This window comes from Mucilaginibacter sp. P5_A4 (assembly GCF_056400605.1).
In genome coordinates this window covers 17,920-43,294 of sequence record NZ_JBFUKX010000054.1, presented here as the reverse complement: position 1 = coordinate 43,294, position 25,375 = coordinate 17,920, and the positions used below count along the sequence as shown (strand labels likewise).

General features: G+C 42.1%; 18 protein-coding genes. 11 read left to right on the top strand and 7 right to left on the bottom strand.

The features are described 5' to 3' along the window. Window positions 1–1,815, bottom strand: a 1,815-nt coding sequence (locus AC1DQW_RS23820) for a TonB-dependent receptor (RefSeq protein WP_477456338.1), incomplete at its 3' end; no start/stop codon positions are given. A gap of 200 nt (window positions 1,816–2,015) precedes the next feature. On the opposite strand from AC1DQW_RS23820, the gene AC1DQW_RS23815 reads away from it, so the two are divergent. From AC1DQW_RS23815 to AC1DQW_RS23795, 5 genes are all read left to right on the top strand, one after another. Beyond that, complete coding sequence (locus tag AC1DQW_RS23815) at window positions 2,016–2,333, top strand: ArsR/SmtB family transcription factor (RefSeq protein ID WP_477456337.1); 318 nt, start codon at window positions 2,016–2,018, stop codon at window positions 2,331–2,333. A gap of 196 nt (window positions 2,334–2,529) precedes the next feature. Continuing rightward, complete coding sequence (locus AC1DQW_RS23810; protein WP_477456336.1) at window positions 2,530–3,195, top strand: helix-turn-helix domain-containing protein; 666 nt, start codon at window positions 2,530–2,532, stop codon at window positions 3,193–3,195. Between the two features lie 223 nt (window positions 3,196–3,418). After that, window positions 3,419–3,685, top strand: coding sequence for a hypothetical protein (locus tag AC1DQW_RS23805; RefSeq protein ID WP_477456335.1), 267 nt, complete (start codon window positions 3,419–3,421; stop codon window positions 3,683–3,685). Window positions 3,686–3,893: 208 nt separating this feature from the next. Then, complete coding sequence (locus AC1DQW_RS23800; RefSeq protein ID WP_477456334.1) at window positions 3,894–4,418, top strand: hypothetical protein; 525 nt, start codon at window positions 3,894–3,896, stop codon at window positions 4,416–4,418. A gap of 335 nt (window positions 4,419–4,753) precedes the next feature. Next, the gene (locus tag AC1DQW_RS23795; protein WP_477456333.1) at window positions 4,754–5,278 is read left to right on the top strand and encodes a hypothetical protein; all 525 of its coding nucleotides are present in this window, start codon (window positions 4,754–4,756) and stop codon (window positions 5,276–5,278) included. Window positions 5,279–5,644: 366 nt separating this feature from the next. On the opposite strand, the gene AC1DQW_RS23790 is transcribed toward AC1DQW_RS23795, so the two are convergent. Then, on the bottom strand, window positions 5,645–8,233 hold the full coding sequence (locus AC1DQW_RS23790) for a ligase-associated DNA damage response DEXH box helicase (protein ID WP_477456332.1): 2,589 nt from the start codon (window positions 8,231–8,233) through the stop codon (window positions 5,645–5,647). Window positions 8,234–8,867: 634 nt separating this feature from the next. Here AC1DQW_RS23790 and AC1DQW_RS23785 point away from each other — a divergent pair. The 4 genes from AC1DQW_RS23785 (at window position 8,868) to AC1DQW_RS23770 (ending at window position 15,856) form a co-directional block, all read left to right on the top strand. Next, complete coding sequence (locus AC1DQW_RS23785; RefSeq protein WP_477456331.1) at window positions 8,868–9,470, top strand: RNA polymerase sigma-70 factor; 603 nt, start codon at window positions 8,868–8,870, stop codon at window positions 9,468–9,470. 136 nt (window positions 9,471–9,606) lie between these two features. Further along, window positions 9,607–10,653: a FecR family protein gene (locus tag AC1DQW_RS23780; RefSeq protein WP_477456330.1), complete on the top strand. Its 1,047-nt coding sequence runs from the start codon at window positions 9,607–9,609 to the stop codon at window positions 10,651–10,653. A 204-nt stretch (window positions 10,654–10,857) separates the two neighbouring features. Next, window positions 10,858–14,199 (top strand): SusC/RagA family TonB-linked outer membrane protein, encoded by a 3,342-nt coding sequence (locus AC1DQW_RS23775; RefSeq protein WP_477456329.1) that lies wholly within the window; start codon window positions 10,858–10,860, stop codon window positions 14,197–14,199. Between the two features lie 19 nt (window positions 14,200–14,218). Next, window positions 14,219–15,856 (top strand): RagB/SusD family nutrient uptake outer membrane protein, encoded by a 1,638-nt coding sequence (locus AC1DQW_RS23770; RefSeq protein ID WP_477456328.1) that lies wholly within the window; start codon window positions 14,219–14,221, stop codon window positions 15,854–15,856. Between the two features lie 127 nt (window positions 15,857–15,983). Here AC1DQW_RS23770 and AC1DQW_RS23765 read toward each other — a convergent pair whose 3' ends face one another. Both AC1DQW_RS23765 and AC1DQW_RS23760 read right to left on the bottom strand, forming a co-directional pair. Then, a complete protein-coding gene (locus AC1DQW_RS23765; protein ID WP_477456327.1) occupies window positions 15,984–17,003 on the bottom strand; it encodes a gliding motility-associated C-terminal domain-containing protein in 1,020 nt (339 codons plus the stop codon). Between the two features lie 6 nt (window positions 17,004–17,009). Then, window positions 17,010–18,785: a PKD domain-containing protein gene (locus tag AC1DQW_RS23760; protein WP_477456326.1), complete on the bottom strand. Its 1,776-nt coding sequence runs from the start codon at window positions 18,783–18,785 to the stop codon at window positions 17,010–17,012. 231 nt (window positions 18,786–19,016) lie between these two features. Between AC1DQW_RS23760 and AC1DQW_RS23755 the strand changes: the two genes are divergently transcribed. Beyond that, window positions 19,017–20,633: a Na+/H+ antiporter gene (locus tag AC1DQW_RS23755; protein ID WP_477456325.1), complete on the top strand. Its 1,617-nt coding sequence runs from the start codon at window positions 19,017–19,019 to the stop codon at window positions 20,631–20,633. Window positions 20,634–20,810: 177 nt separating this feature from the next. Here the strand turns inward: AC1DQW_RS23755 and dnaA are convergent, their stop codons facing one another. From dnaA to AC1DQW_RS23740, 3 genes are all read right to left on the bottom strand, one after another. Then, window positions 20,811–22,238 (bottom strand): chromosomal replication initiator protein DnaA, encoded by a 1,428-nt coding sequence (gene dnaA, locus AC1DQW_RS23750; protein ID WP_091150538.1) that lies wholly within the window; start codon window positions 22,236–22,238, stop codon window positions 20,811–20,813. Window positions 22,239–22,675: 437 nt separating this feature from the next. After that, on the bottom strand, window positions 22,676–24,220 hold the full coding sequence (locus AC1DQW_RS23745) for an acyl-CoA mutase large subunit family protein (protein ID WP_477456324.1): 1,545 nt from the start codon (window positions 24,218–24,220) through the stop codon (window positions 22,676–22,678). A 5-nt stretch (window positions 24,221–24,225) separates the two neighbouring features. Continuing rightward, the gene (locus AC1DQW_RS23740) at window positions 24,226–24,756 is read right to left on the bottom strand and encodes a DUF7935 family protein (RefSeq protein ID WP_477456323.1); all 531 of its coding nucleotides are present in this window, start codon (window positions 24,754–24,756) and stop codon (window positions 24,226–24,228) included. 93 nt (window positions 24,757–24,849) lie between these two features. On the opposite strand from AC1DQW_RS23740, the gene AC1DQW_RS23735 reads away from it, so the two are divergent. Further along, complete coding sequence (locus tag AC1DQW_RS23735; RefSeq protein WP_477401089.1) at window positions 24,850–25,197, top strand: HesB/IscA family protein; 348 nt, start codon at window positions 24,850–24,852, stop codon at window positions 25,195–25,197. Window positions 25,198–25,375 lie beyond the last annotated feature (178 nt).

The window sequence follows — 25,375 nt, the reverse complement described above, 5'->3', positions numbered from 1 at the left end:
GTCCAGCATTGCATAGCCGGCATTTGTAAGTGAGTTTGCCGAATAGGAATCAGGTTTAGGGTTAATTTCATCAATTTTGTAAATATTATTGTTGATAAGGTCTTTTCCAAAAAGCCTATTCAACGGCCTTTCTCTTACTGCAGGATCATCGTTTCTTAATAATACACCTATAAACCTGATGTCGAAATTCCTGTCGCGATAAAACGAGTTTAACCCGGTTTTTAAGGTAGCCGTTTTACTAAACATTTTTATTGGCTGCGAATAATTAACGGCTGCAGAATATGCGTCTTCATTCAACTTCGAATATTGCCTTGCATTGTCTTTTCCTAATGTTGACAAATTAGCCCCAAAGCCAACATCTGGGTTATTTCTGTCCGCAATAAGCCTTGTGTAACTAACTTTACGTTGATCAGGCTGATCATTCAATACATTACTATAACTTAATGACCAGTTGATTTTAGCATTATTATCTCCTAAAGGATGATTACCTTCAATTGTAGATTTTAACAAAGATTTTTGCAATAAATCAAAGGCAAAAAACTTTACGTCACTTGATGTAGCAGCATTTGTACCTGTCCTGGATAAGAACTGGTCGTCATATATTCTGTTATACGTGTTTTTAAAGGTTATTTTGTTCTTGCCAAAAGTGTAACCAAAATTAGCTAACGCGCCTATATTGGTCGAAAATTTGTAAATATCATCCTTGTAGTCGTAATCATAATAATCACGCACTACATCGTTATAAATATTTTGCGAATTACGGTATGTTAATGAAATAATGGCACCAAACCTGTTTCCACTCTTTTCAAAGTTTTTTACCCTGCCAATAGTAAACTGGTAGTTTTGGGTAGGCAGGGCTTTATTACTATAGATATTCCAATCCTGTGGTAGTTTTTTGAGCGCCGATATATTCTGTTCGGTTGTAAGGCCATTTATTATCCTGCTGGATGAGGGAAAACCAGCAGCTAAACTTTTGCCGCCATCATCAAATCCAAAATAATCAGTAGCGTTCCTTGTTCCACTTTTAAAATCCTTAAAAGTTGATGCAGTATTGTAGCCGCCGCCAATTCCCAGTGTAACAAAATTCTGATCGGGAAGATCTTTGGTGCTGATTTGAATAGCGCCGCCTGTAAAATCGCCGGGCAAATCAGGAGTTCCGGTTTTACTTACAATGATATTTTCTACAAGATTAGAAGGTACAATATCGAACGAGAACGCTTTTCTGTTAGGCTCAGTACTTGGTAGTTGGGCTCCATCCAGTAGTGCCGTATTATATCGATCACTTAACCCTCTGATAACAACAAACTTATTATCTTGTATGGTTGCTCCACTTACCCTTTTTAATACATCAGCCGTACTTCTGTCTGGTGATTTTCTGATAGTTTCTGATGATATACCATCTGATATTGACGCACTGTTTTTTTGAACGGCATATAGCGAGGCAACGGAGGCCTGGCGGTAGGTGGCCCTTACAACCACTTCTTTAAGCGCTTGGGTAGTAGCTTCCTGCAAAGCCACGTCAAGATTAGTTACCGCTCCTGCTTTCACCTCAATTTCTGAAATTGACTTGCTCTGGTAACCGATATACCTAACAACTATCGTATACTTTCCCGGCTCCAATGCAGATAAAATATAACTTCCGTCAACGCTGGTTGACGCCCCTTTTGTTGAGCCCTGAATGCCAACTGAAGCGCCAATAAGCGTTTCGCTTGTTTTTTGGTCTATTACCTTACCGGCAATTTTACCGGTACCCTGGGCATGTAATAAACTTGTACAAAATGCCGATAATATAAAAAGAAGTAATAATTTTTTCACGTGCTAATTTTTATCAGCTGCAAAACTACCCGCTTCGTGTTAAGTGAATGTTAATATAAAATTACCATATCGAATATCTTAGATATTAGATTTGATATTAAGTTAATCACTCATCAAATCTTCATGTTTCGTTGTTTCCTTTGCGGAAATGCTTAATGGAAATTAATTGGTTTTAGGATATTATAGATAAGTTTTATTTAATGGCTAATCATAAAAAAGAAGAGTTTACCTCTACAGATCAGCATATTTCATTAGTAGCCAAAGCAATGTCGCATCCGGCACGGATTGCTATTCTGCGTATTTTGGCCAAACATCCTAACTTTACTACGGGAGAAATTGTTGAATTATTGCCATTAGCCCAGCCAACAGTTTCACATCATCTGAAAGAATTAATCGCTTCCCATCTGATCACTGCATCCAATGAAGGTAAAAAGTCTATCTACCAGGTAAACTGGCAAAGCTGGACCAGCTACACCGGGGTTTTTGACAACCTGCTGGACATGATGCAAAAAAAATAATACGTATTCTTTAAACCAGGCATATCCGGCCTGTATAGCTATAATTGTTACTGTATCGCGGCAAAATGCAGGCTAAGTAGCGGGATAGATTTGCTTCCATTTTGTAATGGTGACGGCTTTGGTAATTGGCGTTAATTTATTTTTCTTATATATTGCAATGTTGCTTTAAAGCAATATTAATTTAATGTTAAGTTAAATGTCGTACGCAAGATCAGCCTTATCAAAATTCGATGCCGGTGATAACGAACTATCAACTTTCGCAAAAGCTTTGGCTTTGCCTATAAGGGTTGCCATTATCAGGACGATTGTTGAGCATGGGAATAGTATATCAAAGGACATGATATACACACTTCCCCATAATTCCGACATAATCAGCAGGCATATCTCTGAATTAAGAACTTTAAAAATCATCAGGCAAACCGGGATAAAGGGAAACATCACATACAATATTGACGAAGACCTTTTTAGCCGGATGTCGGCCATGTTCTCCATGCTTTTTAAAACAATTGATGATTTGCGGCCGCTTATTGAAGATCTCCAGGCAACAGAAAAAAAGGATGGGGAGAAACCGCCTGTTTTTGAAAACTTTGGTGCATTTATTCACTTCCACCGGATGGATTTAAACATGTCTCAGGAAGTTTTTTCAAAAAAACTTGGCATCGACCGGGCAGACCTTAGCCGTATTGAGCGCGGCAGGAAAACCCTGGACGCCGATAAATTAAAACTGCTATCCAACGCTCTCTATATCGACCTGCTCACTTTGAAAAAAGAATACTACAGCCACCAGATAAACGAATTGGCCAACGAAAGCGGGCTGAGAGTTACTATTACAGCAGACAAAGCAGTTAAGGCTGATTATTAAACCCGGTAATATCAACCACAGGTAGATCAATCCAACAGCGGGACTGTGATCTTACTCCTATATTTTTGTACAATCCCGCCGGGCGAATCAGTTTTTCTCCCGGTTTTTGTATTTTTAACCGGGAATATATAGCCACAAGTCACTGATTTGCGCGGTTGCACGGCGCGGGCCACAAGCCGGTGATGCTTGTGGCTGCAGGGTATATATCGTTGAATAAATACCTATGAAAAAAAGTCTGTTAGACAAAATATATTCGCCAATGATTATTTCATTAGGAATGATTATCAGTTGTGCATTAATTTGGCCCATTTTTGGAAAATCCAATCATAATTTATTATACGGAGCCTTTTTAATTTTTGTGAATATTTTATCATTTATTTGCCCAAAGATCAACGTAAAGCACGAAAAAATAGAGTTAGCGATTCGTACGTTGCTGATAATATTATTTATAATCGCTTTACGTGTTTGGGGGCAAAATATAAAGATATAATGTCTGACACATCCTTGGCTGGCTGTCTTGTTCCGGATATTACGTTTCATCCGGGATTTATATTTTTAACATACGATCCGCAATTATTTTTGATTGCTTAACATAGTGCTGTCCTAAATGCATGGCGCATACTTAGCATGCAGGTCACAAGGCAAGAGCTTTGCGACAGCGGGGTGGGAAGCACGATATCAATTTAAAAAAATAAGATATGAAATATTTAATTTTGATTGCGTGTTATTGTTTGTTAAGTGTGAAAACGTCTGTAGCTCAGGATGTAACAAACGGACCAGGTCCGGATCTTAAAGTAGAATTCAACTATAACCCCCCGACCTTCATTGACTATTCCCGGTTTGTGGCCGATATGAAGCTCCGCGTAGACCTAAAATCGGTAGTTGACAGCGTTATCGCAGACAATTTGGTAGGTTACTATGTTTACACTTTTAGAATAAGCAATAAGGGCGAGATTGAATCTCACTCGTATTCTCCTGAAAATGTATTATTATACAAGATTATTGAGCGATATATAAGGGACGTTTTCAATCATCTTGAGTGGAAACCTGCTTACTTAAAGAAGAACAAGAAGGTTAAAGTAACATCCTATCTGATGCTTACGCTGTATTTTGAATCTGATACCAACTATGATGTTAAGATTGATATAACGATGCTGGGAGATGCAAACAGGAAGAGGCTGTATTATTTAACTATACCATATAAGAAGTTAAAGAAATATTAATTATGGCCAGGAGCGGCAATACCCCCGGCGTGGTTCACGCGTGTCCGCAGCTACCGCAAGCGTTTTTTGGCGCCCCCTGCGTCAACGGATGAGCCGCAATTACAAATTCAAAAATCCGGAAGGATTATATTTTGTAAGTTTTGCACCTGTTTTTTGGATAGGCATTTTTGTAAGAATGCAATATTTTGATTGCCTAACATAGTGCTGTCCTGAAGGTATGGCGCATACTAGCATGTGGGTCACAAGGCCGGAGCTTTGCGACAGCGGGGGAAATTGTAATTTACTATTGGTAAAGAACCCAGTGTTGCCAATAGATTATCCAAAGTAAAAACAAAATGAAAAAAGCCATCATACTATTCTCAATTAACTTGGTTATGCTAACATCTCTTTCCTGTAATAGTAAGAAGGAAAAAGAACAGAATAAGAAGGAGAAAGAAAAAGCTGTGATAGGGTCTGCCAGGTATATTGACTTAGCGAATAACGAAAAGGAGAGAACCCGCCTTTGGAAAGCGGCTATCGATAGTGGGGATCTTCACGCTTATAACAAAATTGCGAACGCATATTTGATGACATACAAGGAAGTTGACCTTTATTATTATTCACTGATCATGGCCAATAAGTATCACAGCGCAGATGCATATCTCTATTTGTACACCGTTTTGACGCATGAGGCATCCACAGGGGATGTCGTAATACTTAGTCATGATAAAGACACCAAAAATCTGGCTTATTATTACCTTTTCAGAGCTAAGGAATTAGGTTCCATAGACGCCAGACATGTTATTGAATTAGAATTTGGCAAAGGAAAACCTGTGCCAGGTTCGTCATTTTTTCTTAAGCAATTAATGAATCATCCATAAGCCTTACTATCGTACGTTCAGGCCCTCCCGCCAGCGTTTCGCTGCCACAAGGCAAGAGCATTGCGACAGCAGCGGCCAAAGTTAGGTATAAGGCAGGTTGTATTTTGGTCCCGGAACGGCGCGTTATATGGTGCCCTTAATAGTTTGGAAGGATAGTTTTAAGTACATGGATTTTACTGTATAAAAGTGGTATTTTTCTGAATTTCTTTGAATATTTATACCACAAAGTTTGTATTTTTTGAAGTATAAATCACCGGTTTTCTATTCTCTTTTTGATGTTACCAGATTGTAGTTAATTGCCTGCTGACAAGATCCTGTCAGTGTTCCGGATACTCCTAAAAAGTGAGCATCCATCTCCACGCCTGCCTAAAATCCTTTCTTCCGGGTAATTCCCGGCTTCCTGCTTTTCTTATTATCGCCAGTAGCGCCAACACCCTCAGCGCCGTAGCTGCGGGCCATTTTGGCAATGCGCTCTTCCATGGTTTCGGTGGTAAGGCGCTCGCGGCCCAGGCTGTCAACCATAATGGGGAAGGCAAAGGGGGTAGGGCGCTCAATGGTTTTCAGGATAATGGTTTGGGTACCAATGCGCTGCAAAGCCGCCCTCAGCCTAAACTCTTCCAGCTGGAAGGCCAGCGCTTCGTTATAGGCCTGCCGTACCAGCAGGTTATCCGGCTCGTACTCGGTAAACACCTCAAACAGCAGCGAGGTAGATGCCTGTAAATGCTTGTTCTTCACCGGCTGACCGGGGTAGCCTGTAAACACCAACCCGCCTATGTGCGCAATATCCCTGAAACGCCTGCGGGCCATCTCGTTGGCGTTCAGGCTATGCTGGATATCGTCGAGTAGGTTGTCTATCGAGAAGAAGCTGGCATCCTCCAGTACTTGCTCAATGGGCACATCTTCATCGGTAAGTAGCTCAAAACCATAGTCATTCATGGCGATAGAGAAACTGGCTGGCTTTATTTTACTGATGCGATAGGCCAGCAGCGATGCCATGCCCTCGTGTACCAACCGACCCTCAAAAGGGTAAAACAGCAGGTGGTGCCCTTCCCGCGATTTAAAGGATTCGATCAAAAATTCATGGCTTTGCGGCAGGTGTGATAACTCCTGTTGTAGTTTGAACAGCGGTTTAAGCGCGATAACTTCTATATCCTTTTCGATGCCATGCGCCACCTCGTCCAGCTTATCCCGGAATACAGCTGATAGCTGGGACGATAGAGGCATCCGTCCTCCATTCCAGCTGGGGATAATGCCTTTGGTAGAATTTGATTTTTTAACATAAGCGGTCATCTCTTTCACCCGGATAAATTCCAGGCTGCGGCCCGCAAACCAGAAGGTATTGCCAGGTTTCAATTTTGATACAAAGGATTCCTCAATAGTGCCCAGGCTGCCGCCGCTGAGCCATTTTACCCGGATGCTCAGCTCGCTGGTGATGGTGCCTATACTTAATCTATGCCGCATAGCCACCCGGCGACTGTTTACTTTATATAGGCTGTCCACAATCTCCACCTTTAAAAACTCATCATACTGCGCCAGGGTTTTGCCGCCGGTGGTTATAAAATCCAATAGCTGACCAAACTCGTTTCGGGTGAGGTCGGCAAAGGCGTAGGTGCCTTTTACTTCCTTAAACAGGTCTTCGGCCCTGAAGCCATCCGATACCGCCAACGTAACCATATACTGGATCAGCACATCCATGGTAAGCAGCATGGGGTCGCGGCTTTCAAAAATTCCTTTCCTGATAGCCTCTTTCAAAGCCGCGCCTTCCAATAGCTCAAGCGAATGGGTTGGCACAAAATACGCCCTCGATACCGCGCCGGGGTGGTGGCCGCTTCGTCCGGCACGCTGCATAAAGCGGGCAACACCTTTCGGGCTGCCCACCTGCACCACGGTATCTACAGGGCGAAAATCAACCCCAAGATCAAGGCTCGAAGTACATACAACTACTTTCAAAGCTTCGGCATGCAGTGCCTGCTCCACCCAATTGCGTAACTCGTTATCCAGCGAACCATGGTGCATAGCCATAATGCCGGCATACTCCGGGTAATTATCCAAAATGGCATGGTACCAGATCTCGGATTGCGAACGGGTATTGGTGAATATGAGTGTTGTTTTACTGCGGGCCACAATCTCCATCACCTGCGGCAATAGTTTTAAGCCGATATGCCCGGCCCATGAATAGTTCTCCACGTTATCCGGGATAATGGATTTAATCTCCAGTTTCTTTTCCAGGTTGGCCCGTACCATTTTGATCTTTTCCGGGGGGAAATCATTACCTAACAAAACTTCGGCGGCCTGCTCTAGGTTGCCAATAGTAGCACTGATACCCCAGATACGGAGTTGGTGGTTTGCGGTTTTATCCGGATGCTCATTTCCCATCACAGCTAACTGAGAACGGCCAGCTGAAGCACGGCCCTTTAGGCGGGATAAGCCCAACTCCGCCTGCACACCTCGTTTAGTTCCCAGTAATTCATGCCACTCATCAATCACCACTACCTGCAGGCTGCCGAACATTTTGGGGTATTCTTTTTGGGCCAGCATCAGGTGCAGGCTTTCGGGGGTGGTAAGCAGTACTTCGGGTAGTTTTTTCTTGAGGGCGGCTTTTTCAGCAGCCGAGGTATCACCGGTTCGGGTGGCAATTTGCCAGGGCAGGCCCATCTCATCACATGTCTCCTGCATGGCTTTGCGAATGTCGTTGGTTAAGGCGCGCAGCGGGGTTATCCAAAGCATGAGTAAGCCGTTGTTTTTTTGTGTGGAATAGGTATCGGGATGTTTATTAATAAAATCGGCCAGGAAAGGCAAAAACAAAGCATAGGTTTTTCCGCTGCCGGTAGGCGCGTTTAGCAAACCGGAGTAGCCGGCCAGGTATGCCGCTTCCATTTCCTGCTGGAACGGGAACTGATGCCAGTTTTTTTGCTTGTACCAATGCTGTATAACCTGCCGGCCTTTTTCTATCATGGTTTATTTTAACAAAGGAATAACACTTTAGTTGGATAATCAAAAAATTACCATCGCATAAATGCGGCTATTAAATAAGCTCCTTTTTTAGAATCTATAAATCAAAAAAGGGATCAATGGCAGTTTGAAAATTTATTTCGGTCATTTTAACTAATGCTCGGCCCCTGGATACTATCTTTTTGATATTTATAACGGTTTTGCGTTCGCTCGAATAATAATAGTGTTATTGACACTTATTTATGAGGTTACCCAGCATCATAAATATTAAATTAAAGAATATAAGTATCCAGAAAATGAGTGTTTAAACTGTAAGTCTGCACGGTCTTACAGTTAGCCGGCAGGTATCAAAGCTAAGGCTAAATTATTAGTGTTTTAAACACAATTATTTCTGTGTTTTTGATTTGTAAATAAAAAATATTGCCTAAATTGCTCGCTATTATAACCTAAGTGTTGTTCTTGATATAGCTATAATTTCGGTATAGATAAAATTTGAAAGATGTGTAATTCACTGAAATTATGGTCTGTCGTCTAATAAACCCGTTATTAATTGGTGTTTAATAAGTTTACTTGTTAGCTGTCAGTAACTGCACATGCAGAATTAAGATGTTTTCCTGTTTTGTAAAAGGGCAAAGCAATGATGTTTTATATCATAAAAATGAAGGAGTTGCGTGACCTTTCGGATAATGAATTAATCGAGCTTTTCGAACAGGATAATATTGCCGCCTTTGAAGAAATTTATAATAGATACTGGCTTAAATTATATGCTGCCGCCTATAAGCGACTTAAAGAACGAGAACCCGCAAAAGAAATAGTACAGGATTTTTTTACCGGTTTTTGGATCAACAGAACTCAGATTAAAATACATTCCTCACTCCAGGGATATTTGTTTACTTCAATAAGATATTTAGTATTAAACTATAAAAGAGCAGAAGCGGTAAGAAATACTTACAGCGAATTATTTCTGTTGATGAACGATAGCTTTGATAACTCCACAGAAGAAAACTTCAGGTATAAGGAGTTAAAAGAAAGGGTTGATATAGAGGTAAATCAATTGCCTACTAAGTGTCGTTTTGTTTTTGAACTAAGCCGGAACCAATATAAAACCAATAAGGAGATAGCCCAACTTTTAAATATTTCCGAAAAAACCGTCGAAAATCACCTCACCAAGGCGTTAAGGTATTTAAGGGTTAACCTTAATAGCTTAATTCTCTTTGTCCTTTTCTTTTTGCGCCACTAAGCGCTTTTTGCAGCTCCYGGAATCCCTGGAATTTTATTTTTTTTTAAATTATTTTAAATCAGAGTAGGGGTTATCCCCGATTCAGGTTACATCTTATTATAAACCAAAGTTAATTCTTGTCCAAAACAAGCCCTTAATGAAAAAGAAATTATCATCAGAGATCCTGGAAAAATACTTTAATGGGGAATGTAATGAAGATGAAATGGCCGAAATATTTGCCTGGTATAAATCATTCGACTCTGATCAGGACGATGTTTCTAATTTACCTGCCGAGGAACGGGAGGTGTTTAAAATGTTGATGTGGAATGACATCAGGAATAATATCAGGGAGGCTGAGAATGACAATGTTGTTCAGCTTGGCAGGGTACGGTCGTCGCGGTTCAGGTCGGTGGTGTATTGGTTATCCAGCTGTGCTGCTGTTTTATTAATCCTGTTTTTTGTAAAATATAAAATTTCTCCAGGGAATCCGTTACCGGAAAACAGCGAAAAAGTAGTGGTCACTAATGCGACAAATACCATCCAAAAAATAACGCTTTCTGACGGTAGCAAGGTGTGGATAAGTCCAAAATCAACATTGACTTATTTAAAAGTATTAAGTAAGCAAAAGCGAGAGGTGTTTTTAAGTGGCGAGGCTTTTTTTGAAGTAACCAAAGATCATAAAAGAACATTTTCGATTTATAGCGGAAAAGTTATTACCAAAGTATGGGGAACAAGTTTCCGGGTACGATCATATGCTGAAGACAGTACCACAGAAGTAGATGTGATTACCGGGAAAGTTTCAGTTAGCATCACCGGGCAAGAGGGTAAAAAAGCAGGATCAAATACCGCTAATCAGGCTGATGATTTAAACCAGGGAGTGATGCTATTGCCCAATCAGGGGGCGGTTTATGATAAGAAACTGGATCATTTGAAAAAAAATACCGAGGTGAAAGACGTTTCGATAAACATGTGGAAAAAAGCAAGCTTATCTTTTAATAACACACAACTGAGAGATGTATTTAAGGTGCTTAATAAAAACTTCAACGTTAATATAAGTTCAAAAGATGAAAAAATTAATTCAGATTATTTGAAGGCCGATTTTAATAATGAAAATCTTCCTGCTATCATGGAGATCCTGAAAAGAACCCTGGATGTTAATTACAGCGTTCATGGAAATGAATTTGTTTTGGAAAGCGAAAAATAACCAATTATATAAATAACCAATAAACCCCGAATAATTAAATTATGGAGAAACGAATTAGTACTTAACCCCATCAAATTTTCTTGAAAAAGAATAGGAGTGCTGGAGACACTCCTAAACCTTTTTAATACCCGGAATGCAACGCCTTAAACAAGGGGGACCGGGAATTTTTTGTCTCAATTTTTATCAAAAGAAACACTTAAATGTATGAAGATTTATTTACAAAACCATTTTGACTGGTTTAAAATTATGAAAGTCACTTTTAGTCAGTTAGTAATAGCCCTCATTTTTACAGGAATGTCCTATGCTACGTCAAGCAAAGGGCAGGCTGTATTAGATCGGCGGGTTGATTTTAATATCCAAAACTCAAGCTTAAATTTAGTTTTGAAGCAATTGGAGAAAGAAACAAATTTAAAACTTGTTTACCGCAAAAGTCTTGTTGAAAAGGAGCAGGGCGTGTCCATTAATGTAAAGCAGGGAAAGATAGGAGAGATACTTACCGAACTATTACAGCCCAGGGGTATTACTTTTGAATTCATTAGCGATCGGATTGTGTTAAGTAAAGTCAATAAAAATGACAATACAACTAACTTGCCGGCACCGGCGGAGGGTGCTACACCCGCAGAAGTCAATACAATCGAAGTTATAGCCAAATCAATAACGGGTAAGGTAACTGATGAAAATGACCAGCCTTTGCCTGGAGTGAGTGTTAGAGTTAAGGGCACCAGCCTGGGTACACAAACAGATGCAAGCGGTAAATACGCCATAAATGTTCCTGATGATAATGCCGCCCTGGTATTTTCTTTTATTGGATATACGCAGCAGGATGTTTTAGTTGCCGGCCGTAATGTTATAAATATATTGCTTAAAGCAGCGCCAAACTCGTTAAACGAAGTTGTTGTAATTGGGTATGGGAGCCAAAAAAGGGGCGATGTAACCAGCGCGGTTGCTACGGTAAAGGCAAAAGATTTTGTTAAAGGGGCGGTATTGGATGCCGGCCAGTTATTGCAGGGTAAAGTAGCCGGTTTAACAGTTGGCGCCCCAAGTGGTAACCCAACCGATGGTACACAAATTTTATTACGTGGGAGCACAACTTTATATGGAGCTAATTCAAATCCTTTAGTAATAATTGACGGGATTCCCGGCGACCTTAAAACAGTGGCTCCGGAGGATATAGAATCAATAGATGTGCTAAAAGATGGCTCTTCGGCCGCTATTTATGGAGTTAGGGGCTCAAATGGTGTAATCATAATAACTACTAAAAGGGCAAAAGGAACCGTTACCAACAGTATTGATTACAGCGGCTATACCACTACCCAGTTTATTGCAAAAAAGCTGGATGTACTTACCGCTCAGGATTACCGCGACCAGATTAAAGCCGGAACAAGAAATGCTTCATGGGATGCCGGAAGTACCACGGATTGGTTAAAAGAAGCTACCCGCACACCATTTACGCAAGTTCATAACCTGACGATAAAAGGCGGAAATAGTACAACTAATTACCTGGCATCTGCAAATTATCGCGGGCTGCAGGGCATTTATAAAAAGAGCAACAATAATACATTTACAGGTAGAATTGATGTGAACCATAGTATGTGGGACAATAAGTTGAAGCTTAATCTCGGAATACTTAATCAGACCAATAACTACGAAAGAAATTTTAATGGAGGCAGCTTTAATGGCTGGATTTACCGGCAAACAGTGGTACGTAATCCAACGGAGCCTGTACGTAATGCCGATGGTACTTTTTATGAACAAACCGGAAACTTTGATTACGAAAACCCACTTGCCCTTTTATATGAAAGCGACGGGCAATCGAAAAACGTAAACTCCCGAATGAACGGTACTATTGTTTACAAGCCTATTGCTGATTTAAAATTATCTGCCCTTTTTTCTTACTCAAGGTTTAACGGAAATACCGGATACTCGGAAACCAAGCACCATATTTCTACAGTTAAAAACAATTTAAATGGTTTCGCGTCAATAAGCTCTGATCTGTCTGTTGACCGGTTGACCGAATGGACAGCTGAATATTCTAAATCAATTAACGATCACCACTTTGTGGTTTTAGGTGGCTATGGTTACCAGGATAATGTTTCTACAGGTTCATATTTTGATAACCAGAATTTTCCTACCGATCTATTTAGTTATAATGACATAGGATTAGGTGAAGGGGTAAATGATAAAACTGCTACAATGAGCAGTTATAAAAGGCAAACAAGCCTGATCAGCTTTTTTTCGCGATTTAATTATAGTTATAAAGATAAATATTTGCTGTTGGCAAGTTTAAGGCACGAAGGGGCCAGCCAATTATATGGAGCCAATAAACCCTGGGGTAATTTTTGGGCAGTTTCCGGAGGTTGGAAAATTACCAATGAAAACTTTATGAAAGATCAGCAATTATTTGATCTCATAAAATTACGGGCGGGTTATGGTGTAACCGGAAATCAGCCATCAGACAGCTTTCGCGGGCAGGCGTTGATAGGATACGGAGACTATGTATATTCAAATGGCAAATGGACAAGAATCCTGGTGCCTACTCAAAATGGTAACCCATTGATCAGGTGGGAAGAAAAAGCCGAAACAAATCTTGGAGTCGACTTTAGTATATTAAAAGGCAGGGTGAGCGGTAACATTGATGTTTACAACCGCCGGATTAAAGGTTTGCTTTATGATTACGCGGTACCAAGCCCACCTAACCTGTACCCAACTACAAGAGCCAATGTGGGTACAATGCAAAACCGGGGTATAGAGGTAATGCTAAATTTTGTACCGGTAAAATCAAAGAATTTTACGTGGAATACAAGTGTTAACTTTTCAACCAATACAAACAAATTGATTAATTTATCAAACGATCTTTATCAAACAACTTCACCCTATTTCACTACCGGCTTTGCAGGTATACCAATTCAAACCTTTACCAGTATTGTAACTGTAGGCAAAGCTATTGGCGATTTTTATGGATATAAAGTTATTGATGTTGACGCGAATGGTAAATGGATATATGAAGGCAGGGATGGCAAACCTGTCAGCTACGATAATTTTGCACATAGCTTTGAAGACAAAAAAGTAATTGGTAACGGTGTGCCAAAATGGTACGCGGGTTGGAACAATAATTTTTCATATAAAAATTTCGATTTAAGTATTACCATGAGGGGCGCATTTGGTTACCAGATCCTCAACTCGCAAAGAATGTATATGGAAAACCCGGCCATTCAAAATTATAACATTTTGAAATCCGCCTATGATCCTGTTTTTGGAAAAACACAGCTAAAAGTTAACGCGCTGGAGATTAACAGCTACTATGTAGAAAATGGAGATTTCTGGAAGATAGATAACATCACATTCGGATACGATTTCAATAATATAAAAACCGGTTATATAAAGGGTGCGCGTATTTACGTATCAACGTTAAATACCTTCACTATTACCAAATATAAGGGGTTGGATCCGGAAGTAAACAGGCTTGGCTTAAGCCCCGGTATAGATGAACGTGATAAGTATCCTACAACCCGTTCATTTACTTTAGGAGTGAATTTGAATTTTTAATATCTAAAAAACAAGGACAATGAAAAAGCTCAAACAAACATATTTGGTTATCGCGGTATTTGTTTCCGCAATAGCTATAACTGCCTGTACCAAATTACAATATAGTCCGTCTAACGCCATAGTAACAAGTGATTTTACCGCCACAAAAGCCGATTTGCCGTCGCTGGTAGGCGCCGCATATTCTCAATGGCGTTTTATAATGCTTGACTGGAACGGCTTGTGGCGGGCCCAGGAGATAACAGGAGATCAGTTAGTTATACCAAAACGCCCATGGGGATGGTTTGATGATGGTGTTTACCAAAGGTTACACAAACATACCTGGACTACTGATGATGATGTGGTTAACCAAACCTGGGCCCGAACATACAAGGGTATTACAAATTGTAACAGGCTTATTTACCAGATAGGGTCGGGCCTTATTACAATTTCTGATGGCAAGGAAGCAGTGCTTGCCGAATTGAAAGTTGTGCGGGCCTCATACTATGCCATTTTGTGCGACTTTTATGGTAATGTTCCAATTGTAACAAAGTTTGATTTGCCGGCAGGGTATTTGCCAAAACAAAATACCCGCAAGGAAGTCTATGATTTTATTGTTAAAGAACTTACGGATAACATTCCTTTATTAAGTGCTGCAAATGATGGCACTACGTATGGGAAATTCAATAAATGGGCAGCCTATACATTGCTTGCCAAAATGTACCTTAACGCTGGTGTATACACCGGAACAACTAAATGGGCCGAATGCATTACCGCCTGTGATGCTGTTACAAATTCGGGCGCGGGATATATATTAGAGCCCACTCAGAAAAACGTATTTGTAACAGAAAATCAAGGCTCAAAGGAGATTATTTTCGCATTGCCTATGGACGAGAATTATACAAGCAACTGGAACGCTTTCGACCTTCATATGCAAACATTGCAGCAGGAAAACCAGGCTACGTATAATCTTAAATACACTCCCTGGGGTGGTATTTGTGCAATTCCTCAATTTATAACCTCATTTGATACAACTGATGCACGGTACCTGAATAACTGGATAAAAGGCCAGCAATATACCTCGGCAGGTGCAAAATTGTACGTTGCCCAGGGCGATTTTTCCGGCAAGCCATTAATCTTTATCAACAAGTTGCCCGGACTTGAAAAAGGGGAATCTGTGCATGGTTTTCGTTTAGGTAAATTTGAAATAAAAATGGGCGCCATGAACAGGTTAAGTAACGACTATCCTGTTTACCGTTATGCCGACGTGTTAATGATGAAAGCGGAATGTCTTCTCAGAACCGGGCAGGCCGAAGCTGCCGCTGCCATTATTACCCAGGTTAGGCAAAGGGATTTTGCATCAAACCCTGCTAAAGCTATTGTTACCGGCGCGCAGTTACAATTGGGGAGTTCATATGCCTACGGTCTTCAGGATGATGTAAATAACCTGCATACTACCGAAGGTGGCGCTGATATTCAATATGGCAGATTTTTGGATGAACTGGCCTGGGAGTTTGACCAGGAAGGACACAGGCGTACCGATATGATACGATTTGGAGCGTTCACAAAAAAATCATGGTTGTCACATGCTGCTACCAACAATAGCAACAGAACAATATTTCCGATACCAAGAACAGAAATAGAAAAAAATAATAACCTGAAACAAAACACAGGCTATTAATTTAGCGCATTTTAATGCATGTAAGTTATTGGTTGAAAGTAAAGGACAACGGTTATGTTGTCCTTTACTTTTTTAAACCCGGTTAAGTCTCTTATGTGTCGCGTAAGCCCCGATACCCTGATTGTTATCATCGGATTATCGTCAGCGAACCCGACAAAGCACTTCGGCCATGTTTGGGGTTGATGATGTAATAGTATACCCCGCCCGGTACTGCCGAGCCTTTGTAGGTACCATCCCAGGGGACAGTATACCCCACGGATGCAAATAATTTGGCTCCGTAGCGGTTATAAACATCAACGATACAATTGACATAGGTATCCAGGTATTTAATGTTCCATTGGTCGTTAACACCATCGCCATTGGGCGAAAAGGCGTTTGGTACTACCGGTCCCTGCAACACAAAAACTTTTACCTGTCCGCTTACCGTGCACCCTGCGCTGTTGCTTACTGTGAGGGTGTAAGTGGTGTCCTGCAGGGGAGTAACGGTTGGGTTTAATGCGGTTGCATCATCCAGGTAAATTGCCGGTGTCCATGAATAAGTAAGCCCGTTGCCACTGGCTGTTGCCGGCAGGTGCGCGCTGCCGCCAGAAAGTACTGTAATATCTGGTCCTACGGTAATAACCGGTATGGGATTAACCGTAATGGTTTGGCTGGCGGTAACCGGGCAGGCGTTTGTAGCGGTATAAACATAATTGATGGTAAATGTACCAACCCCCGAGGCGGCAGGATCAAACAAACCGGTGCTGCTTACACCAGTGCCCGTATAAATACCTGTACCAGACATACCGGCAATTTCCTGAGCCGCTAACTGCACAGCGCCTCCATTGATACACAGGGCCGATGGTGCGGTGAAAGTTAACTCAGGCACTGCCAGTAAAGTGATGGTTTTATCCATTATGGATGCGCAGCCGCCGCCCGAATAGGCTATCATTCTCACCTGGTAATTTTGCGTTGCCGGGGTATGGAATGCGGCATAAGTATGGTAATATAGCTTGCCATAAGTTGGGCTTTCGTCTGTAACTACCGTAGTTGGGTTATTGCCATAATCATAGTACCACTCAATTTTGGTGATGCGGCCAAAATCTACCGTTGATGTATTGGTGAATGTAACCTGTTGATCGCTGCAAAGTGCTGATAAGTTTGCCATCGTGAATTAGGCAACAGGTATTGATCCGTTAACAGTGAAACTTTGGGTTATGGCAGATGTACAGCCACTTGCGGATGTTACGGTAAGCGTTACCTGGTATACCGCCGCCTGGGTGTATTTATGCGATGGTTTTTTTAGTGTAGAAGTATTGGGGTTGGCGGTTGTTGCATTTGCATCGCCAAAATTCCATAAATAGGTAAAGCCGCTGGTTGTATTATCGGCAATGGTGCTGTTATCTGTAAACGTGGCCGATGCATCTGCCAGGCAAACATCGGGGATGGTGAATGCAGCAACCGGTAATGGACTTATGGTAATGCTTTTGGTACTGGACGCCGTACAGCCGCCCGAATTGGTTATGGTAAGCTTTATGCTAAAAGTACCGACGGTACTATACAGATGCTCAAATGCTGTGCTGTTGGTTTTGGTTTCAGTTGTGCCATCGCCATAGTTCCAAAGCCAGCTGGTTATGGTTCCGGTACCGGTTGTTGACTGATCTGTAATAGTAACCGCTTTTGTTAAACAATCGGGTGTTGAAAAACTGAATGCTGCAACCGGCAGCGCACTGATATTGATGGTTTTGGTTGCCACTGATGGTGTACAGCCGGTATTGCCGGCTACCGTGAGCGTAACCACATAAGTGCCGGTTTTGCTATATGTATGCGAGGGACTTTGTAAAGCCGAGGCTTGCCCGTCGCCAAAGGTCCATGCCCATGAAGTTATGGTTGATCCGTTGGTAACAGAAGCATCTGTAAATACGGTAGCAGTGCCCAGGCAGGTAGGGTCGGGCACGGTAAATGCGGCCACCGGCGATGGCGTTACCGTTAAGGTAAGGTTATTAGATGCCACCACGCAATTGGCAGAGGTAATATTATCTGTTATAGCCGAAACCAAGCGGTACTTATAAGTGCCTGCGGTGGTGGGCGCGGTGATGGAGTAGCTTGTTGCCGTACCGGCGGTGCTCAGGTCGGTCCAGCTGCCATTTGTATATATTTGTAGTTTTTGTACATAGCCGCTGGCCAGTGTGCTGGTGGCCTTTATGGTATAAGTTTGTGCCGAGCCTGCACAGGTAGTCTCTGTACCACTGGTTGATTCTGCAAATGCAGCTGAAACTGTTGAACCATAGGGGCTAAAGGTAATATCATCAACCGCGAAATCGTTGCCCTGCGTGCCGCTGGCATTGCTTACCAGTTTAATTACTACATCGCCGGTACCCGCAGGCAGGATAAAGTTGGCAGTATAGTTATGCCAAACATTGCCAGTGGGTACATCACCGGTTGATACGCCGGTGCCAAGTTCGGTTACCCCATCGGCAGCGTAAATATGGAAAACCATGTTGGGCAATATCCCGCCAGATGGCCAAACGTTCTTGATCCAGACGCCAAACTGGTATTGTGTGTTACCGCATAAACCGGTGACTGTACGGGTATAAACTGTGCCAGCCTGCACGTTGCCGTTTACCACCATCATATAGCCGTTGGTATTGCCGGTTGTTTCGTAGTCATGGTCATAGCTGGTAACGAAGCCGCCATGTACCGTAGTGCTACTTTGATTGGTAATGGTATAGTAGTTTTCACCTATCTGGCCACTGCCGCTGTAAACATAGGTGGTTGTGCCCGAGTCGGCAGATAGAGCCCCGGCCCGCGAAGCTGTACCTGAGCCAAAAGTGATCTTAACAACCGGGTCGCCCAGGCTTTGCGCCTGTGCCTGACGACCTAAAAATAGTGAAAGTAAAAAAAAAGCGATAAGAGCAAGATTTTTTCCAGGTTTTAAAGCAACCAACATTTATAAGCGTAATTAATTATGATGGATTGGCACAGCTGTTTAACAACACGTGTAATAAGCAGCTATCCAGCCTAAAGATGTTTAAAAAAGTGCATATTCAAAATTTAGTATCGATTAACCGGCACTTTGAATCGGTAAACGAAGCATAAAGATTTTACTCCCCGATCCCCGCACCAACTTATCCTTACATTAGGGTAATTATTGTAAATTAGTATTTCAAGCAATCTGCCTATGCATTACCTTATTATTCAATACACCTGCCTGCTGGCCATTATTTTGTTTGTGGTTATGCTGGCGCAAAAAATTAAAATTGCTTACCCCATTCTACTGGTGCTGGTTGGCTTGCCACTGGGTTTTGTACCCGCTTTGCGCGGTATAGAAATTGATCCCGAATTGATCTTCGTAATATTTTTGCCGCCATTGCTTTATGAATCTGCCTGGAACACATCATGGAAAGATTTTTGGAAATGGCGCCGGGTAATCTCCAGCTTCGCTTTTCTAATTGTTATTGTAACTTCCTGTGTTATCGCCTTTGTATCGCATAGTGTGATACCTGGCTTTACATTGGCGGCGGGCTTTCTACTGGGCGGGATCATTTCTCCACCCGATGCGGTATCGGCCACCAATATTTTAAAAAACATCAAAGTACCCAAACGCTTCATTACCATTGTAGAGGGCGAGAGCCTGATGAACGATGCATCCAGTTTGGTTATTTTTAGGTTTGCACTGGCCGCGATAACCACAGGAACTTTTGTATTTAGCCAGGCCGCTATCAGTTTTGTTGTGGTTATTGTAATGGGGATAGCTACCGGCCTGGCAGTTGCTTTGGTTTTTTATGCCATTCACCGCTGGCTGCCAACTACTACCAATATTGATATTATCCTCACTTTTATTACCCCATACGCTATGTATATAGCTGCCGAAGAGTTTCATTTTTCGGGTGTACTGGCGGTAGTAAGCGGCGGCTTGTTTCTATCAATCAGGCGCCAGGAAATTTTTACCCACCGCAGCAGACTGCAGGGCATTAACGTTTGGGAGACTGTAGCCTTTGTACTCAACGGTTTTGTTTTTTTGCTGATTGGGCTGGAGTTCCCGGTGATCATTAAAGCGCTGGGGACAGATGGTTTAGGACCTGCAATTGAATACAGCCTCATTATTACGGGGGTACTTATTGTTACCCGGCTGCTAAGTACTTATGGTGCCACTATTTTTACCATGTTCATCAGCCGCTATATAACAACTGCCGACCCAAGCCCGGGCTGGAAAGCGCCGCTATTATTGGGGTGGACGGGCATGCGCGGTGTGGTATCGCTCGCTGCTGCTTTGAGTGTGCCTGTTGTGTTGCAATCCGGTGTCGCGTTTCCGCAGCGTAACCTAATTTTGTTTATTACCTTTTCGGTTATCATGGTTACGCTGGTATTGCAGGGTTTAACCTTGCCTGTGCTGGTAAAGTGGGTAAACATGCCCGATCCGGATTATACCATCTCATTTGAACAGCAAAAACAGTTGGTACGTAAAAAACTATCGCACCTGTCGTTACAGTTATTAACAGATAATTACGCCAGTCAATTAGAAAATAACGACATGGTAAAATCGCTCCACATTAGGTTAAATGCCGATATGGAATTGCTCAAAGATTGGGAACTGGGCGACAACGCCAAACGCGCCGAAGATTATTATAAAGATTACCGTAAAATTATGGCCCACCTGATGCGGGAGCAACGCCAGTTGTTGCAAACGTTGAACAAGAAGGAAACCGTTAACGACGATATTGTTAAACAACAACTGGAACTGCTTGACCTGGAAGAAGAGAAACTAAGGCAGCATTTTGCTTTTGGCGAAGAGTAGTTTTTTGAGGGAACGGGGATAATTGGAGAGGGATGTTGGACGTGGGCCCGACAGGGGAGTTTTAGCCCTGGTTAGTTTACCGCCTTTTCTCAGCCAGATTCTCCCCCAATGCCACATAAAAAAGGCCCTGCATATTAATGCAGGGCCCCATAGTAATACGATTATTTATTAGGTCAGTTACGACATTTTTAGCTTTTTCTGAATGTCGGCAACATAGCCTTTGAATTTCTTATCGGTATCAATCAGATCCTCCACAGTTTGGCAGGCGTAGATCACGGTAGAGTGGTCGCGACCGCCAAAGAAATGGCCGATTGACTTTAATGAGCTTTTGGTATGCGCTTTGGCCAGGTACATTGATATTTGGCGGGCCTGCACAATTTCGCGCTTGCGGGTTTGTGATTTCACCATTTCAATAGGTACTTCAAAGTACTCGCAAACCAGGCTTTGGATATACTCCATCGAAATTTCTTTGGATGAGTTCTTCACAAAGTTTTTCAACATTTGTTTGGCCAGGTTCAGGTCTATCTCTTTGCGGTTAAGGGTTGATTGTGCAAGTAATGAAACCATGGCGCCTTCCAGTTCGCGTACATTGTTATCAATGTTATGGGCTACATACTCAATAACATCGTTTGATAGTTCGATGCCGTCCTGGTAAATCTTGTTCTTCAGGATAGCCATACGGGTTTCCAGGTCGGGGATCTGCAGATCGGCCGATAGTCCCCATTTAAATCTTGATAGTAACCTTTCTTCCAAACCGGCCAGGTCCTTGGGGGCCTTGTCTGATGTGATGATCAGTTGTTTGCCGCTTTGATGCAGGTGGTTAAAAATGTGGAAGAAGAAATCCTGCGTTTTTTCTTTACCGGCAAAGTTATGTACATCATCCATAATGAGTACATCAATGGCTTGGTAAAAGTTCACAAAATCGTTAATGTTATTATGTTTCAGTGCGTCAACAAATTGTTGTGTAAATTTCTCGCACGATACATAAAGTACCAGTTTATCGGGCAGCGAACGCTTAATCTCGTTACCGATGGCCTGGGCAAGGTGTGTTTTACCTAAACCTACGCCACCATAAATCATTAAAGGGTTAAATGAGGTACCACCCGGTTTTGCGGCTACAGCGTAACCTGCAGAACGGGCCAAACGGTTACAGTCACCCTCAACAAAGTTTTCGAAGGTGTAGTTTCTGTTCAGTTGCGGATCTACATTTAATTTTTTTAAGCCGGGTATCACAAAAGGATTTTTAATATCCTTATTGATTGAAATAGGTATCGGCATTGACTGATACTTTGACTCGGCGCCGTTTCCGTTCGAGGGCATATTAGTTGTATAGGGTTTACTTGATGATGATTGCTCAACAACAATATTATACTCTAAACGCCCTTCGTCCCCTAATTGTTTTTTTATTGTTTTGCGCAGTAAGCCCACATAGTGCTCTTCAAGCCATTCGTAAAAAAACAAACTTGGTACTTGTATGGTCAATACACTCCCCTCCATTCTCAAGGCTTTTATCGGCTCGAACCAGGTTTTAAAGCTCTGTGCCGGTATGTTGTCCTTTATGATCTGAAGACAGCTATTCCAAACGTTAGTACAAGTTTTTTCCATGTATATATAAGTAATTATTTGATTTCCAATCCCTCAGCCAACATCTTTTGGGACTGCTACGGAACATCGAATATTGCCAAAAAAAACGTATAAAAAAATTAAATTTTCACTTTTTTAACAATTCTCAAGTTATCAACAAAAGTTGTTTTTAAATATAAAAATTGTATATAACGCATTGTTTTTTGTTGAAAAGTGCAATTTTATAATTTTTTAATTAAATAATTTTCTTTTAGATTTTTCAAAGAAAAACGCCAAAAAACCAGCGTTTTTCTTTGTTACTTATACGCCAAAATTTTGGCAATTGTTGGGCTATTTCAGCCGTTTGCGTCGCACTAAAAACTGAAGCACCGGATTAGTGCCAAATAAAATTGAAATTTGATATTTATTAAATGCAGCAAAGTATACTCACGGTTTCAAAAGCCACATTGTAAGTAATATTAGTACTCCCCAAAAACGCTGCGCAAGGTATCAGCGATCTCCCCTAAGGTAGCATAATTTTCAACCGAAGACACTATAAAAGGCATTAAATTTTTAGTGCCCAAAGCAGCCTCCTTTAATAGCTGTAAATTTTCTTTAACAGCCTGGTTGTTTCTTTTGTTTTTAAGTTTTATAATTTTTTCCATTTGCATTATGCGGATGGAATCATCAACCCTAAACACGTTTGCATGAACATCTTCCTGCTGGGTAAATTTATTCACGCCTACCAAAACTTTTTCGCCGCTCTCTATATCAACCTGGTATTGGTAAGCCGATGCTGCTATCTCCTGCTGAATGTAATCCTGCTCAATAGCCTTAACTGCGCCACCCATGGCATCTATTTTATCTAAGTATAATTGAGCTGCGGCTTCAACCTCGTTGGTAAGGGCTTCTATAAAATAGGAACCGGCCAGCGGGTCTACCGTGTCAGTTACCCCGCTTTCAAAGGCGATGATCTGTTGGGTACGCAAAGCTATTTTTGCCGCAGCTTCGGTAGGTAACGACAAAGCCTCATCATAGCCGTTGGTGTGCAATGATTGCGTGCCGCCCAATACTGCGGCCAGCGCCTGGTTGCTAACGCGTATTATATTATTAAGCGGCTGCTGAGCGGTTAAAGTAGAGCCACCTGTTTGGGTATGGAAACGAAGTTTTTGCGCTCCTGCATCGGTTGCTCCCAACTCCCTGGTAATATGTGCCCACATGCGTCTTGCCGCCCTGAACTTGGCTATCTCCTCGAAAAAATTATTATGGCAATTGAAAAAGAAAGACAGGCGTTTGGCAAATACGTTTATATCTAACCCTTTATCCAGCGCTGCTTTTAAATAAGCCTTGCCATTGGCTAAAGTAAAAGCCAACTCCTGAACCGCGGTTGAACCGGCCTCACGGATGTGGTAGCCCGATATAGATATGGTGTTCCATTTAGGCACTTCCAGGCTGCAGTATTCAAACACATCGGTAATGAGGCGCATGGATGGGGTAGGCGGGTATATATAAGTACCGCGCGCGGCGTACTCCTTTAATATATCGTTTTGTACCGTGCCCGAGATCTGCCGCAGATCGGCGCCTTGTTTTTTGGCAAGGGCGATGTACATGGCCAGTAATATAGGCGCGGTGGCATTAATGGTCATGCTGGTGGTGATATCCTTTAGCTGGATGCCATCAAACAGGATCTCGATATCTTCTAACGAATCTATGGCTACGCCTACCTTGCCAACTTCGCCCTCTGATAGTTCATGGTCGCTGTCGTAACCAATTTGTGTAGGCAGATCGAACGCTACGGATAAACCGGTTGTGCCCTGGCTTAATAAGTAATGGTAACGTTTGTTTGATTCTTCGGCTGTTGAAAATCCGGCATACTGGCGCATGGTCCAGGCTTTGCCACGGTACATATCCTTTTGAATACCGCGTGTAAAGGGGAACTGGCCCGGCAGTTCGTCCATATTAGATGGCCCGGTATAAACCTCCTTGATTTCGATGCCCGATGTGGTGCTGAATTTTTTAGCCATCGCGTTTAAAATAATTCTTCCAGATCCTGCCTAACCAGGTTGACGGCTATTTCGTACGGATCATCTTCCAGCTGACTCAAATGGATCAGCACAGTTTTACTCAGCTCCATGCCGGTTGAATTTTCGGGCAGGGCTTTTACGCCATTATTCACCAGGCTCAGGGTATCTTCCTTAACGCGTTTTAGCACAGCCCAAACCCGGCTGCTCACATAAATTTGCTGGGTAATGTTATGCTGAAACTCGTTACGGATCTCGTTTACAATGATGATGTGCAGTTCGGCCGCTGATAAACTGCCAACGTTAAGACGGATAAGCATATTAGCAGGGTTAATGCGCTCTATAAATAAAACTACCCGCTCATAGGCCTGTAAACGCAGGGGCAATGTTTGGTTGCCCGCGCTGCGTTTAAGCTCCAGTATTTGCAGCTGGCTTTGTTTATCCAGGTAGGGCTTAAACAGGTAAAAAGCTATCCATACTACGCCAGCCCCGGCAATGGTAAGTTTTAAAATATCAAGTAAATAAAGCGGTGTTAGCATGTTTTGTTAAAATGTTAAGCTGAGGTCATAAAATACCTGTGGATGTAAAAATCCACATTTTACCTTATATTTGTATAGTTAAATAAAAATAAGATGAGTACTGCTGTTGAAATTGCCCCGGTATCCTTTACAGAAGGAGCCGTTAAAGAACTTGTTAAATTGAGGGATCAGCAAGAGATAGGTGAAGACTTTGGTTTGCGTGTTGGTGTTGAAGGCGGTGGCTGTTCGGGCATGAACTATGTTTTAGGTTTCGACCAAAAAAAGGATGGCGACCAGGAATTTATTATCGATGGCATAAAAGTATTTATGCATAAAGCACACGGCATGTACCTGATGGGGATGCAAATCAATTTCCAGGATGGCTTAAACGCGCGTGGATTTACCTTTAACAATCCTAACGCTGCCAGCACCTGTGGCTGCGGAACTTCGTTCGCGGTATAGTTCTTTTGGAGTAAAGACGGAAGGATTAAGGAGCAAAGACTTTTAAAGCGGCTCTGGCTCATACTTCTTGATTCTATAAAATATGCAGGCAGCCCAAAAGGTTGCCTTTTTCTATTTTGAGGTTGGCGATGATGGACATTCGTAAGAAACAGGTAAATATTCGATAATACATCAAATT